13 protein-coding genes and 3 pseudogenes are annotated in these 14,001 nt (G+C 60.4%); 6 read left to right on the top strand and 10 right to left on the bottom strand.

The window, feature by feature from the left end:
• Window positions 1-38 precede the first annotated feature (38 nt).
• Window positions 39-2,780: an aconitate hydratase AcnA gene (gene acnA / locus CPH89_RS19000; RefSeq protein ID WP_053255025.1), complete on the top strand. Its 2,742-nt coding sequence runs from the start codon at window positions 39-41 to the stop codon at window positions 2,778-2,780.
• 127 nt (window positions 2,781-2,907) lie between these two features.
• On the opposite strand, the gene CPH89_RS30215 is transcribed toward acnA, so the two are convergent.
• The 6 genes and pseudogenes from CPH89_RS30215 to cysK all read right to left on the bottom strand — a co-directional run bounded on the left by CPH89_RS30215 (window position 2,908) and on the right by cysK (window position 6,122).
• Window positions 2,908-3,060, bottom strand: a complete 153-nt coding sequence (locus CPH89_RS30215) for a hypothetical protein (RefSeq protein WP_155512282.1) — start codon at window positions 3,058-3,060, stop codon at window positions 2,908-2,910.
• Window positions 3,061-3,180: 120 nt separating this feature from the next.
• Window positions 3,181-3,291 (bottom strand): annotated as a pseudogene (locus tag CPH89_RS30210) (aspartyl beta-hydroxylase); the annotation flags it as partial.
• Window positions 3,292-3,430: 139 nt separating this feature from the next.
• Window positions 3,431-3,541: pseudogene (locus CPH89_RS30205) on the bottom strand (aspartyl beta-hydroxylase); the annotation flags it as partial.
• A 139-nt stretch (window positions 3,542-3,680) separates the two neighbouring features.
• A pseudogene (locus CPH89_RS30620) lies at window positions 3,681-3,782 on the bottom strand (aspartyl beta-hydroxylase); the annotation flags it as partial.
• A gap of 147 nt (window positions 3,783-3,929) precedes the next feature.
• Window positions 3,930-4,868, bottom strand: a complete 939-nt coding sequence (locus CPH89_RS18995) for an aspartyl/asparaginyl beta-hydroxylase domain-containing protein (RefSeq protein ID WP_053255024.1) — start codon at window positions 4,866-4,868, stop codon at window positions 3,930-3,932.
• A 279-nt stretch (window positions 4,869-5,147) separates the two neighbouring features.
• Window positions 5,148-6,122: a cysteine synthase A gene (cysK, locus tag CPH89_RS18990; protein ID WP_053255023.1), complete on the bottom strand. Its 975-nt coding sequence runs from the start codon at window positions 6,120-6,122 to the stop codon at window positions 5,148-5,150.
• Between the two features lie 124 nt (window positions 6,123-6,246).
• Here cysK and CPH89_RS18985 point away from each other — a divergent pair, with 124 nt between their 5' ends.
• The 4 genes from CPH89_RS18985 (at window position 6,247) to CPH89_RS18970 (ending at window position 9,764) form a co-directional block, all read left to right on the top strand.
• Entirely contained in the window at window positions 6,247-7,320 is a 1,074-nt protein-coding gene (locus CPH89_RS18985) for a DUF748 domain-containing protein (protein ID WP_053255022.1), read from the top strand.
• A gap of 92 nt (window positions 7,321-7,412) precedes the next feature.
• Entirely contained in the window at window positions 7,413-7,634 is a 222-nt protein-coding gene (locus CPH89_RS18980; protein ID WP_053255021.1) for a hypothetical protein, read from the top strand.
• A gap of 106 nt (window positions 7,635-7,740) precedes the next feature.
• Entirely contained in the window at window positions 7,741-8,586 is an 846-nt protein-coding gene (locus CPH89_RS18975) for an AAA family ATPase (protein ID WP_003210690.1), read from the top strand.
• Window positions 8,586-9,764 carry a vWA domain-containing protein gene (locus CPH89_RS18970; protein ID WP_053255020.1) on the top strand — a complete coding sequence of 393 codons (1,179 nt, stop codon included), beginning with the start codon at window positions 8,586-8,588 and terminating at the stop codon, window positions 9,762-9,764. Before CPH89_RS18975 ends, CPH89_RS18970 begins: the two co-directional genes overlap by 1 nt.
• Before the next feature lie 121 nt (window positions 9,765-9,885).
• On the opposite strand, the gene CPH89_RS18965 is transcribed toward CPH89_RS18970, so the two are convergent.
• Genes CPH89_RS18965 through CPH89_RS18955 form a run of 3 tightly spaced genes read right to left on the bottom strand, consistent with a single transcriptional unit; the run spans window position 9,886 to window position 12,238 of the window.
• Complete coding sequence (locus CPH89_RS18965; RefSeq protein ID WP_053255019.1) at window positions 9,886-10,800, bottom strand: 5-oxoprolinase subunit C family protein; 915 nt, start codon at window positions 10,798-10,800, stop codon at window positions 9,886-9,888.
• On the bottom strand, window positions 10,797-11,501 hold the full coding sequence (locus CPH89_RS18960) for a 5-oxoprolinase subunit B family protein (RefSeq protein ID WP_053255018.1): 705 nt from the start codon (window positions 11,499-11,501) through the stop codon (window positions 10,797-10,799). The genes CPH89_RS18965 and CPH89_RS18960 overlap by 4 nt, the downstream gene beginning before the upstream one ends.
• Entirely contained in the window at window positions 11,498-12,238 is a 741-nt protein-coding gene (locus tag CPH89_RS18955; RefSeq protein ID WP_053255017.1) for a 5-oxoprolinase subunit PxpA, read from the bottom strand. The genes CPH89_RS18960 and CPH89_RS18955 overlap by 4 nt, the downstream gene beginning before the upstream one ends.
• A 175-nt stretch (window positions 12,239-12,413) precedes the next feature.
• Here CPH89_RS18955 and CPH89_RS18950 point away from each other — a divergent pair, with 175 nt between their 5' ends.
• On the top strand, window positions 12,414-13,328 hold the full coding sequence (locus tag CPH89_RS18950) for a LysR family transcriptional regulator (protein ID WP_053255016.1): 915 nt from the start codon (window positions 12,414-12,416) through the stop codon (window positions 13,326-13,328).
• A gap of 125 nt (window positions 13,329-13,453) precedes the next feature.
• On the opposite strand, the gene CPH89_RS18945 is transcribed toward CPH89_RS18950, so the two are convergent.
• Window positions 13,454-13,996: a DUF2937 family protein gene (locus CPH89_RS18945; RefSeq protein WP_053255015.1), complete on the bottom strand. Its 543-nt coding sequence runs from the start codon at window positions 13,994-13,996 to the stop codon at window positions 13,454-13,456.
• Between the last annotated feature and the right edge of the window lie 5 nt (window positions 13,997-14,001).

Here is a 14,001-nt window from a genome sequence, read left to right as displayed (position 1 = left end):
TCAGGTCCGTAGCCGTGCGGACCATAAGGAGTCATGTAATGTCATCCGTTGATAGCCTGAGAACCCTTAAAACACTGGAAATAGACAGCAAGACCTACCACTACTTCAGTCTGCCCGAGGCGGCCAAGAGCCTGGGTGACCTGGACACGCTGCCGATGTCGCTCAAAGTGCTGCTGGAAAACCTGCTGCGCTGGGAAGACAACAAGACCGTCACCGGCGCCGACCTCAAGGCCATCGCTGCCTGGCTCAAAGAGCGCCAGTCCGACCGCGAAATCCAATACCGCCCCGCCCGCGTGCTGATGCAGGACTTTACCGGCGTGCCCGCCGTGGTCGACCTGGCCGCCATGCGCGCCGCCGTGGCCAAGGCCGGCGGCGACCCGCAGCGTATCAACCCGCTGTCCCCCGTGGACCTGGTGATCGACCACTCGGTGATGGTCGACAAGTTCGGCAGCGATAGCGCGTTTGAGCAGAACGTCGACATCGAAATGCAGCGCAACGGCGAACGCTACGCCTTCCTGCGCTGGGGCCAAAGCGCCTTCGACAACTTCAGCGTGGTGCCACCGGGCACCGGCATCTGCCACCAGGTCAACCTGGAATACCTCGGCCGCACCGTCTGGACCAAAGACGAAGACGGCCGTACCTACGCCTTCCCCGACACCCTCGTCGGCACCGACTCCCACACCACCATGATCAACGGCCTTGGCGTACTGGGCTGGGGCGTGGGCGGCATCGAAGCGGAAGCGGCGATGCTCGGCCAACCGGTGTCGATGCTGATCCCGGAAGTGATCGGCTTCAAGCTCACCGGCAAACTCAAAGAAGGCATCACGGCGACCGACCTGGTGCTGACCGTCACGCAGATGCTGCGTAAAAAAGGCGTGGTGGGTAAATTCGTCGAATTCTATGGTGATGGCTTGGCCGATTTGCCTCTGGCCGACCGTGCGACCATCGCCAACATGGCCCCGGAATACGGCGCCACCTGCGGCTTTTTCCCGGTGGATGACGTGACCCTGGACTACCTGCGCCTGTCAGGCCGCCCGGCAGAAACCGTGAAGCTGGTCGAGGCCTACACCAAGGCTCAGGGCCTGTGGCGCAATGCCGGCCAGGAGCCGGTGTTCACCGATACCCTGGCGTTGGACATGGGCAGTGTCGAAGCCAGCCTCGCCGGGCCGAAACGCCCGCAGGACCGTGTTTCGCTGCCGCATGTGGCACAAGCCTTCAGTGACTTCCTCGACCTGCAATTCAAACCCACCACCAAAGAAGAAGGCCGCCTGGAAAGTGAAGGCGGTGGTGGTGTCGCCGTGGGCAATGCCGACCTGGTCGGCGAAACCGACTACGAATACGAGGGTCACACCTATCGCCTGAAAAACGGCGCGGTGGTGATTGCAGCGATTACCTCGTGCACCAACACCTCCAACCCCAGTGTGATGATGGCTGCAGGCCTGGTGGCGAAAAAGGCCGTGGAAAAAGGCCTCACCAGCAAACCGTGGGTGAAAACCTCGCTGGCGCCCGGCTCCAAAGTGGTGACTGACTACTACAAGGCGGCGGGCCTTACCCAGTATCTGGATAAACTCGGTTTCGATCTGGTCGGCTATGGCTGCACCACCTGCATCGGCAACTCCGGCCCACTGCCTGAGCCCATCGAAAAAGCCATCCAGAAAGCTGACCTCGCGGTCGCCTCGGTGCTGTCCGGCAACCGTAACTTTGAAGGCCGCGTGCACCCGCTGGTGAAAACCAACTGGCTGGCCTCGCCGCCGCTGGTGGTCGCCTATGCATTGGCCGGCACCGTGCGTATCGATATCAGCAGCGAGCCACTGGGCGAAGGCAAGGACGGCCAGCCGGTGTACCTGAAAGACATCTGGCCAAGCAGCCAGGAAATCGCCGACGCCGTCGCCCAGGTCAGCACCAGGATGTTCCACAAGGAATACGCCGAAGTATTTGCCGGTGATGAGCAGTGGCAAGCCATTGAAGTGCCGCAGGCCGCGACTTACGTGTGGCAAAAGGACTCCACCTACATTCAGCACCCGCCGTTCTTCGATGACATTGCCGGGCCATTGCCGGTGATCAAAGACGTTAAAGGCGCGAATGTGCTGGCGCTGCTGGGCGACTCGGTGACCACCGACCACATCTCCCCTGCCGGCAACATCAAGACCGACAGCCCCGCCGGGCGCTACCTGCGCGAGCAAGGTGTGGAGCCGCGTGACTTCAACTCCTACGGCTCACGCCGGGGCAACCATGAAGTGATGATGCGCGGCACGTTTGCCAATATCCGCATCCGCAACGAGATGCTGGGCGGTGAGGAAGGCGGCAACACCCTGTACATCCCGACTGGCGAGAAAATGCCCATTTACGACGCTGCCATGAAATACCAGGCGTCGGGCACGCCGCTGGTGGTGATTGCCGGTCAGGAATACGGCACCGGCTCAAGCCGCGACTGGGCGGCCAAGGGCACCAACCTGCTGGGGGTCAAGGCGGTAATCGCCGAGAGCTTCGAGCGGATTCACCGCTCCAACCTAGTCGGCATGGGCGTGCTGCCATTGCAGTTCAAGCTGGATCAGAACCGCAAGGCACTCAAACTGACCGGCAAGGAAAAGATCGACATTCTCGGGCTGACCGGGGCCGAGCTTGAGCCTCGGATGAACCTGACGCTGGTGATTACGCGCGAGGATGGCAGCAGCGAGAAGGTCGAGGTGCTGTGCCGGATTGATACCCTCAATGAAGTCGAGTACTTCAAGGCGGGCGGGATTCTGCACTATGTACTTCGGCAGTTGATCGCGTCGTAAGCAACACTGCAAAACCAAAAGTGGGAGCGGGCTTGCTCGCGAAAGCGCAGTGTCAGTCGATACATTCTTGACTGACCCACCGCTTTCGCGAGCAAGCCCGCTCCCACATTTTTAACCGCGTTTCAAATTAGCCGAACAACCACTTCCACAACAGCACCAGCACCAGCACCAGCACCAGCACCAGCACGATTACCGCCAGCAACGGCAGCGCAATGCGGTAGGCCTTTGAATGCTTGCGCTTCCACTGCTTGACGCCAGCTGATCGCGTCGTAAGCAACATTGCAAAACCAAAAGTGGGAGCGGGCTTGCTCGCGAATGCGCAGTGTCAGTCGATACATTCTTGACTGACCCACCGCATTCGCGAGCAAGCCCGCTCCCACATTTTTAACCGCGTTTCAAATTAGCCGAACAGCCACTTCCACAACAGCACCAGCACGACGACCGCCAGCACCGGCCGCGCAATGCGGTAGGCCTTTGGATGCTTGCGCTTCCACTGCGTTACGCCAGCTGATCGCGTCGTAAGCAACACTGCAAAACCCAATGTGGGAGCGGGCTTGCTCGCGAATGCGGAGTGTCAGTCGATAGATTAATTGACTGACCCACCGCTTTCGCGAGCAAGCCCGCTCCCACATTTTTAACCGCGTTTCAAATTAGCCGAACAGCCACTTCCACAACAGCACCAGCACAACCACCGCCAGCACCGGCCGCGCAATGCGGTAGGCCTTTGGATGCTTGCGCTTCCACTGCGTGACGCCAGCTGATCGCGTCGTAAGCAACACTGCAAAACCCAATGTGGGAGCGGGCTTGCTCGCGAATGCGGAGTGTCAGTCGATAGATTAATTGACCGACCCACCGCTTTCGCGAGCAAGCCCGCTCCCACATTTTTAACCGCGTTTCAAATTAGCCGAACAAACACTTCCACAACAGCACCAGCACGATTACCGCCAGCACCGGCCGCGCAATGCGGTAGGCCTTTGGATGCTTGCGCTTCCACTGCTTGACGCCAACTGATCGCGTCGTAAGCAACACTGCAAAACCCAATGTGGGAGCGGGCTTGCTCGCGAATGCGGAGTGTCAGTCGATACATTCTTGACTGAACCACCGCTTTCGCGAGCAAGCCCGCTCCCACATTTTTAACCGCGTTTCAAATTAGCCGAACAACCACTTCCACAACAACACCAGCACAACCACCGCCAGCACCGGCCGTGCAATGCGGTAGGCCTTTGGATGCTTGCGCTTCCACTGCTTGACCACACCGCTGAACTTGTCGCTGAAGGCCTTGCTCCAGGCATAGGCCTGGTTGATCCCGCCCACACGCTCATCGTCGAGGTTTTGCGGCGCCGTGGCGCGGCCCAATTGTTTGCTGACCCAGCGGTTGATGCGCGTCATTACCCGGTTGCTCAGCGGGCGTTCGATGTCGCAGAACAGAATCACTCGGGTCTTTTCCGTCTCGTTCTTCACCCAGTGCACGTAGGTTTCATCGAACATCACGTCTTCACCATCGCGCCAGGCGTAGACCTGGCCATCGACGAAGATGCGGCAGTCGTCGGAGTTGGGCGTGGACAAGCCCAGGTGATAACGCAGCGAACCGGCAAACGGGTCGCGGTGCGGGTTGAGGTGGCTGCCACCCGGCAGCAGCGCAAACATTGCGCCCTTGACGTTGGGGATGCTGCTGACCAGCGCCACGGTCTTCGGGCACAGGGCCTCGGCCGATGGCAGCGGTTTGTCGTACCACTTGAGGTAGAAGCGCTTCCAGCCCTTCTTGAAAAACGAACCGAAACCGGCGTCGTTGTTCTTTTCGGCGGCGCGGATGTACCCCTCGTCGAACAGGTGCATCGCCTCTTCGCGAATCACTTCCCAGTTGTCCTTGAGCACATCCAGCTCGGGGAACTTGCTGCGGTCCAGGTACGGCTTGGACGGCACAGCCGAGAACAGATACATCAAAGCGTTATACGGGGCGAACAGCGCCGAATGGTTGACGAACTGGCGCAACATCGGCAAACGGGCCTTGCCGCGCAGGTGCACATACAGCGTGCTGCCGATAAACAACAGCAGCACCGACAGTTTGGCGGCCAAAGAAAAGGTCATGCAGCAACTCCTGGAAATAAGCGCCTGGCCAGCAACCTCCCGTCAACGGGAAACCAGACGTAGCAGCCGGCCATGATAAACAGTTGGGCCATTATGCAGAAGGCCTGGGCCGACCGGCTGACATAAATCAAAACCCTGTGGCGAGTCGAACCCTTATGGTGAGCGGGCTTGCCCTAATGCAGTTCCGTTAAGCGAACACGATGCTCAAAGCAGCGAAGATCAAATGTGGGAGCGGGCTTGCCCGCGAAGACGTCGGCCCCGCCCGCCACCGATAACCGATCAGGCCTGGTTTTCTTGCTCGGTAAACAAATCACTGAACAACATGCTCGACAGGTAGCGCTCACCGGAGTCCGGCAGCACCACCACGATGGTCTTGCCCTGCATTTCCGGTTTCTCGGCCAGACGTACCGCCACCGCCATGGCGGCGCCGCAGGAGATTCCGCACAGAATCCCCTCTTCCTGCATCAAGCGCCGGGCCATGGCCTTGGATTCGTCGTCGGTCACCAGCTCCACACGGTCAACCATCGACAGATCGAGGTTTTTCGGCACGAAACCGGCGCCAATGCCCTGGATTTTATGCGGGCTGGGTTTGATCTCTTCACCGGCCAGCGCCTGGGTAATCACGGGCGAGGCGAAGGGTTCAACGGCCACCGACAGAATCGGCTTGCCGGCAATGTTCTTGATATAGCGCGACACACCGGTAATGGTGCCGCCGGTGCCCACCCCCGCCACCAGTACGTCCACGGCGCCATCGGTGTCGTTCCAGATCTCCGGGCCGGTGGTTTTCTCGTGGATCGCCGGGTTGGCCGGGTTTTCGAACTGGGCCGGCATAAAGTAGCTCGCCGGGTCGCTGGCGAGGATCTCGGCAGCCTTTTCGATAGCGCCCTTCATGCCCTTGGCCGGCTCGGTCAGCACCAGCTCGGCGCCCAGGGCCTTGAGCACTTTGCGGCGCTCAATGCTCATGGACGACGGCATGGTCAGCAGCAGCTTGTAGCCACGGGCGGCGGCGACGAACGCCAGGCCAATGCCGGTGTTGCCGGAGGTCGGTTCTACAATGGTCATGCCGGGTTTGAGTTTGCCGGTGCTTTCGGCGTCCCAGATCATGTTTGCGCCAATGCGGCACTTCACCGAATAACCCGGGTTACGCCCTTCGATCTTGGCCAGGATGGTCACGCCACGCGGTGCGATGCGGTTGATCTGAACCAGGGGCGTGTTACCGATGGAGTGCGCGTTGTCTGCAAAGATGCGGCTCATGACGGGTCCTTAAGGCAATTTCAATAAGGCTCCAAGGGTATGCCTCAGGTAGGGAGGCGTCCAGTCAGAGGAACGTTGCGCCAATACACGCGGTCCACCGCCTATACCGATGGAGAACCTGAACATGAAACGTCGCTACAGTGGGCTGCTATGGATCGTCGCCATACTGGTGGTCGTACTGATCGCTCTGGATCTCGCCCTGCCCTACCTGGTGCGCAACTACCTGAACGACAAGCTCGCCGACATGGGCGATTACCGCGGCCAGGTCACGGACGTGGACGTGGCCCTGTGGCGCGGCGCCTACAAGATCAACGGCCTGCAGATCGTCAAGGTCGACGGCAAGGTGCCGGTACCGTTCGTCAAGGCGCCGGTGATCGACCTGTCGGTGAGCTGGCATTCGCTGTGGTACGACCATGCGGTGGTCGCGGAGGCGCAGTTCTTCCAGCCGGAGCTGAATTTCGTCGACGGCGGCAACCAACAGGCGTCTCAGACCGGTAAAGGCACCGACTGGCGCGAGCAATTGAGCAAATTGCTGCCGATCACCCTCAACGAAGTGCGCATTCAGGACGGCAAGATCGCCTTCCACAACTTCACGTCCAAGCCAGCGGTGAATATCTACGCCACCGAGGTCAACGCCAGCATCTATAACCTGACCAACGTCGTCGATGTGAAGGGCAAACGTGACGCCAGCTTCGAAGGCAAGGCGCTGCTGCTCGGGCAGGCCCCTCTGGAAGCCACGGCCGCCTTCGACCCACTGAGCAATTTCGAAGACTTCGAATTCCGCTTTCGCGCCAAAGACATCCAGCTCAAGCGCCTGAATGACTTCGCCTCGGCCTACGGCAAATTCGACTTCAAGGCCGGCACCGGCGCGCTGGTGGTCGAAGCCCAGGCGGACAACGGCCAGTTGAACGGTTACATCAAACCGTTGCTGCGCGATGTAGAAGTGTTCGATTGGAAACAGGATGTAGAGAACAAGGACAAGAATATCTTTCGCTCGATCTGGGAAGCCGTGGTCGGCACCAGTGAGACGGTGCTGAAGAACCAGAACAAAAACCAGTTTGCCACCCGCGTAGAACTCAGCGGCAACGTGCACCAGCAAAATCTCAGCGCGTTCTCGGCAGTGTTGGCGATTTTGCGCAATGGGTTTATCCAGGCCTTCAATGCGCGCTATGAACAACCCAAGCCCAGTGCTGAGTGAACCACACGCCTGCAGGGCAACCATGGCGCAAGGCTGAGCCCTGGTTTATTGTGCCGCCGAGCAACGTTCAAACACTGGTAAGGACACTGAACATGCGCATCTGCGGCTGGATACTGACAATTCTTGGTTATCTCTGGGCCTTTTCCGGCTGTGTGCGAATAGGGCTATTCGCCATGCACGGCGGGCCGATGGCTGGCCAGATGATCCTCATCAGCCTCGGCACCCTGGTTTTAGCCGCACTCGCCCTCTGGGGCGGCAGCAAGCTCAGGGATAAAGCCGATGCGCGGGCATACGCATTGGAACAAAACCGTTAGCCGCCACGCGTGACCGTCCATTCAGAGACTGAATAACCCGTCTGCGTTCACAGTCGCCGGGGCTGCGCGGTATAGTCCGGGCATTGATGAATGCGAGGAATAACCGATGAAGTTCGAAGGCACCCAGGCCTACGTTGCCACCGATGACCTGAAACTGGCCGTGAACGCCGCTATCACCCTGGAACGGCCATTGCTGGTCAAGGGCGAGCCGGGCACCGGCAAGACCATGCTCGCCGAGCAACTGGCCGAATCCTTCGGCGCCAAGCTGATTACCTGGCACATCAAGTCCACCACCAAGGCGCATCAGGGCCTCTACGAGTATGACGCGGTCAGCCGTCTGCGCGACTCGCAGCTGGGCGTGGACAAAGTGCACGACGTGCGCAACTACCTGAAAAAGGGCAAGCTCTGGGAAGCCTTCGAGTCCGAGGAGCGGGTGATTCTGCTGATCGATGAAATCGACAAGGCTGACATCGAGTTCCCCAACGACCTGTTGCAAGAACTCGACAAGATGGAGTTCTACGTCTACGAAATCGACGAGACCATCAAGGCCAAGAAACGCCCGATCATCATCATCACCTCCAACAACGAAAAAGAGCTGCCGGACGCATTCCTGCGCCGCTGCTTCTTCCATTACATCGCCTTCCCCGACCGTACGACCCTGCAAAAGATCGTCGACGTGCACTACCCCGACATCAAGAAAGACCTGGTCAGCGAAGCGCTGGACGTGTTTTTCGACGTGCGCAAAGTGCCAGGCCTGAAGAAAAAGCCGTCCACCTCCGAACTGGTCGACTGGCTCAAGTTGCTGATGGCCGACAATATCGGTGAAGCCGTGCTGCGCGAACGCGACCCCACCAAAGCCATCCCGCCGCTGGCCGGGGCCTTGGTGAAGAACGAGCAAGACGTGCAATTGCTGGAGCGTCTGGCGTTCATGAGCCGTCGCGGTAATCGATAATGTTGCTCAACCTGTTCAATGAGATGCGTGCCGCCAAGGTGCCGGTGTCGGTGCGCGAGCTGCTCGACTTGATCAATGCGCTGAAACAGCGCGTGGTCTTCGCCGACATGGACGAGTTTTACTACTTGGCCCGGGCAATCCTGGTGAAGGACGAGCGGCATTTCGACAAGTTCGACCGGGCATTCGGCGCCTATTTCAACGGCCTGGAAAAGCTCGACGACCACCTGCAGGCGCTGATCCCCGAAGACTGGCTGCGCAAGGAGTTCGAACGCTCGCTGAGCGCTGAGGAGCGCGCGCAAATCCAGTCCCTCGGCGGCCTGGACAAGCTGATCGAAGAATTCAAGAAGCGCCTGGAAGAACAGAAAGAACGCCATGCCGGCGGCAACAAGTGGATCGGCACCGGTGGCACCAGCCCGTTCGGCTCCGGCGGCTACAACCCGGAAGGCATTCGCGTCGGCGACGCCGGCAAGCGTCAGGGCAAGGCGGTGAAAGTCTGGGACCAGCGTGAGTACAAGAACCTCGACGACCAAGTGGAGCTGGGCACGCGCAACATCAAGATCGCCCTGCGCCGCCTGCGCAAATTCGCGCGCCAGGGTGCGGCTGAAGAGCTGGATATCGACGGCACTATCGACCACACCGCCCGCGATGCCGGCTTGCTGAATATCCAGATGCGCCCGGAGCGGCGTAACACCATCAAGCTGTTGCTGCTGTTCGACATCGGCGGCTCGATGGACGCCCATGTGAAGATCTGCGAAGAGCTGTTCTCGGCCTGCAAGACCGAGTTCAAGCACTTGGAGTACTTCTACTTTCACAACTTCGTGTACGAATCGGTGTGGAAGAACAACCAGCGCCGCACGTCGGAGCGCACCTCCACCCAGGATTTGCTGCACAAGTATGGCGCTGACTACAAAGTGATTTTTATCGGCGATGCGTCGATGGCGCCGTATGAAATCACCCAGGCCGGCGGCAGCGTCGAGCACTGGAATGAAGAGCCTGGGTATGTGTGGATGCAGCGCTTCATGGCCAAGTACAAGAAGCTGATCTGGATAAACCCGTACCCGAAGGACACGTGGGGGTATACGGCCTCGACAGGGATCGTGCGGGAGTTGGTCGAGGATCAGATGTATCCGCTGACCTTGCGCGGCTTGGAAGAAGGGATGCGCTTTCTCTCCAAGTAAACGCTAAGGCAAATGTGGGAGCGGGCTTGCTCGCGAAAGCGGTGGGTCAGTTATTGATGGACTGACTGACACCCTGCATTCGCGAGCAAGCCCGCTCCCACATGTTGGGTTACGGTGATCTTTAGCCCGCTGTGAAGCGCTGCAAAAACTCCACATGCTGCCGATGCGCCGTCTCCTGCACCACCGGCACCAAGCGCACCTTATCCCCCGGCAGGCACTGCGCCAGCCGCGCCAGCGCCAACGGCGTCAACGCGCCCAATCGCGGGTAGCCACCAATGGTCTGCCGGTCATTGAGCAACACAATCGGCTGCCCATCCGGCGGCACCTGGATGGCTCCCAGTGGAATCCCTTCAGAGATCAACGACGGCCCCTGGTACTGCAACGGCGTGCCCAACAGGCGCATGCCCATGCGATCCGCGCGGCTGTCGAGGGCCCACTCGGTATTGAACGCATCGAACAAACTTTGCCCGCTGAACTGGCCGATCTGCGCGCCGACTATCACCTCCAGTGGCGCCTTGGCGGGCAAATCAGGCGCACTCAGCACGTTCATCGCGCCGCCCGCGCCGGAATATGTCAAGCGCCCGCCCACGGCCAACGCCGTGCCGAAACCGTCCACCCCGCCCAACGCTTCACGTACCACCGTGGAGCGACTGCCCAGCACAGCCGGCGCATCAAACCCGCCCGGTGCCGCCAGATAAGCGCGCGCACCGTTGAACGGCTGGGTAAAGCGCAAACGCTGACCCTTTTGCAGGATAAAACTGCGCCCCGGGCTGATCGCACGCTCATCGATATACGCGCCCAGATCCGCACCGGCCAAGGCCAGCAAGCAATACGCCTCGGCCTGCACAGTAAACCCGCCCAAGGTAATTTCCACCACGGGCTTATCCAGGGCATTCCCCAGCAGCCAATTGGCCCAGGTCATCGACACCCAATCCAGCGCGCCGCCCTGCGTCACGCCCAGATGCCGCACGCCAAAACGGCCGGCGTCCTGCAACAGACACAGCGGCGTGCTGGCCTCGATCAACAAGCGGCTCATGCCTGCGCCTCCAATGGCGTGTCATCGCCACCCAGGTTGATGAATTCGGCGTGGCTGACCGCTTCGAAGCGCACCGTATCGCCGGGCTGCATCAGGCTGTAGCCATCGCGTGCACGGTCGAACAGCTTGGCCGGGGTGCGGCCGATCAGGTTCCAGCCACCGGGGGACACCACCGGGTAGGCGGCAGTTTGCCGTTCGGCAATGCCCACGCTGCCGGCGGCCACGCGTTTACGTGGAGTGTTCAGCCGTGGCGTGGCAAGGATCTCGTCCACCAGGCCCATAAAGGCAAACCCAGGCGCAAAGCCGAGGGCAAACACTTGGTATTCGTGAGCGCTGTGGCGACGGATGACGGCGTCTACCGCCAGGCCACTGCGCTGGCTGAGCAGGTTCAGTTCGGGGCCGACACTCAGGTCGTACCACACCGGCAACACGTGGCACTGGCCGCTGCCTTGGGCCTGGGGTTGCAGGTCGGTCAGCGCCTGGCCAATCAGCTCCCGTGCCTGGGCCGGGCTCAACGCAGTGAGGTCGTAATGCACCATCAGCGTGGTGTAGGACGGCACCAGATCCACCAGTGCCGCGCCGAACCCGTCGCGCAGGCGCTGGGTGGCGGCCAGCATCCACGGCATATTGGCTTCGGCAATCACATCGAACAGACGCACCATCAGGCAGTCGATCGCCACCACTTCAATGCGTGGCTTCATGCTGGCTTCAACGCCTCGCGAATGCGCTGCACTGCGGCGACCGAACTGGCGTTATCGCCGTGCACGCACAGGGTATTGGCCTGCAACACCAAGGCGCTGCCATCACTGGCGGTCAGGGCTTCGCCACGGGAAATCGTCAGGGCTTGCTGCACGATGGTGGTTGAGTCGTGGTGCACGGCACCCGGCAACTGGCGGGAAACCAGGTGCCCCTTGTGGTCGTAGGCACGGTCGGCGAAGGCTTCAAACCACAGGGTCACGCCGTATTCGTCGCCCACTGCCTGGGCTGCGCGGTTGTCGCGGGTGGCCAGCAGCATCAGCGGCAAGTCGCCATAGGCGGCCACGGCCTGAATCACCGCGCGCAATTGCGCCGGGTTGGCCATCATGTCGTTGTACATCGCGCCATGGGGTTTGACGTAGCTGACCCGCCCACCTTGCGCCCGGCAGATGCCGTCGAGGGCACCGATCTGGTAGTGCAACAGGTCCTGGATTTCCTCGGTGCTATAGGCCATCGAACGCCGACCGAAACCTTGCAGGTCTTGGTACGCCGGGTGCGCCCCCACTTGCACGCCGTGCTTGAGGGCCAGGCTGACGGTCTTGCGCATGATGCCCGGGTCGCCGGCATGGAAGCCGCAGGCAACGTTGGCACAATCAATAAACGGCATGACCTCGGCGTCCAGACCCATGGTCCAGTTGCCAAAGCTTTCGCCGATGTCGCAATTCAGTAGCAGACGGCTCACGGTGGGTGCTCCTGTAGGCTTTATCGTTTTTGTAGTGTGGGATTCTTTACGCAGAACTCGCAACTTGTCCTGACACCCCCACGACGCTTATCGTGGAATAGCTCGATTTTTGGCGTTTGCCCGGTGCGGCGTCCAACTAATAAAAACCGATCCATGCATAAGAAAAGTTGATCCCATGAATTTGAAGTTCCTCGAAACCTTCGTCTGGGTGGCCAAGCTCAAGAGCTTTCGCCTGACTGCCGAGAAGCTGTTCACCACCCAGGCCTCGATCTCCAGCCGCATCGCCGTGCTCGAAAGCGAGCTGGGCGTGAAGCTGTTTCTGCGCGACTCGCGCGGCGTGAGCCTGACCCCGGACGGCTTGAAGGTGCTCGATTACGCCGAGCAGATGATGGTAACCATGCAGGGCCTCAAGCAGTCCCTGGAAACCACCAGCAGCAAGGTCGGGCGGATTCGGATCGGCGCGATGGACACGGTTATCCACACTTGGCTGAGCCCGCTGGTCGCTGAATTGATGGACCACTTCCCCCTGGTGGAAATCGAATTAGTCGCCGATACCGCACTCAATCTCAGCGATCAGCTGCAAAAAGGCTTCCTCGACCTGATCCTGCAAACCGACTTGCTGCGCCTCGAAACGGTGCGCAGCCTGGAACTGGCCAGCCACCCCATGGCCTGGATCGTCGCCAGCCACTCCCTGTACAACCGCGACTACGCCTCCCTCGCCGAACTGGCCCAGGAGCGCATCATCACCTATTCGAAAAACTCCCACCCGCACCAGGACGTGCTGAGCCTGATGCAGGCCAACGGCGTCGCCGCCCCTCGCATGAACTGTGTGAACTCGGTATCGGCCATCACCCGCTTGCTGCGCGATGGTTTCGGGATTGGCGCGTTGCCGCCGGTGCTGGTCAGCGAGGAGCTGGCGCGCGGCGAGTTGGTGATGTTGCCGATGACGCAGACGCTGCCGAACTTGCAGGTCGTGGTGTCGTGGCGTGTTGGGGTGGAGTTGGTGGAGGAGATAGTCGGGCTGTGCCAGAAGGTCGTGGCCAGGTATGCCGAGGAGGTGGGTGAACAGCACATGGTGCTAAGCCACTGAAGAAACCGGATACAAATGTGGGAGCGGGCTTGCTCGCGAAAGCGGTGTATCAGTCAACACATGAATTAACTGACAGACCGCATTCGCGAGCAAGCCCGCTCCCACAGTTAGATTTGCGACAGTCTTCAGAGGCCTTTGAGGTCACGCTCTTCAATCGGCCGGCTCTGGCGCAGGCGCTTGCCGCCCAACACCACCCAGTCGATCAGGCGGAACAGGCACTCGATGCCGAATGACAACAACATCGCCCCGCCCAGGCCCCAACCCATGGCTTGCGGCGTGAGCAGGATCTGGTAGCTGTAGCCGTTCCAGGTTTCCAGGCGAATCGCCGGGTCGGCAGCCACCGCCACTTGCAGGGCACGGATGTACCACGGGCCTTGCATGGCCTGGAATTGCTTGTCCAACGCCACTTGGCGATCGAGCATCGTGCCCAGGCTGTTGGCATCGCTCTGGAACACCGGGTCGTCACTGGCACGGTAATGCGCCACCAACGCCTTCAAGTCACCATTGAAAAACTGCCGTGCGGTGCTTTCAAACCCGCTGAGGCCAGTCTGCGCCTCGATCAGGTGGGCCTCGACGCGTTTGGCGTAGTCGTTGATAAACCCCGGCACCTGCACGCCGACCAACAAGCCAATGGCAAACAGCACCAACCGCAGATAACTCAGCAACATGGTCG

The organism is Pseudomonas fluorescens (assembly GCF_900215245.1).
Taxonomy (GTDB): Bacteria; Pseudomonadota; Gammaproteobacteria; order Pseudomonadales; family Pseudomonadaceae; genus Aquipseudomonas; species Aquipseudomonas fluorescens.
Note: the sequence above shows the minus strand (reverse complement) of the source record. Positions and strands in the feature narration are given on the sequence as shown.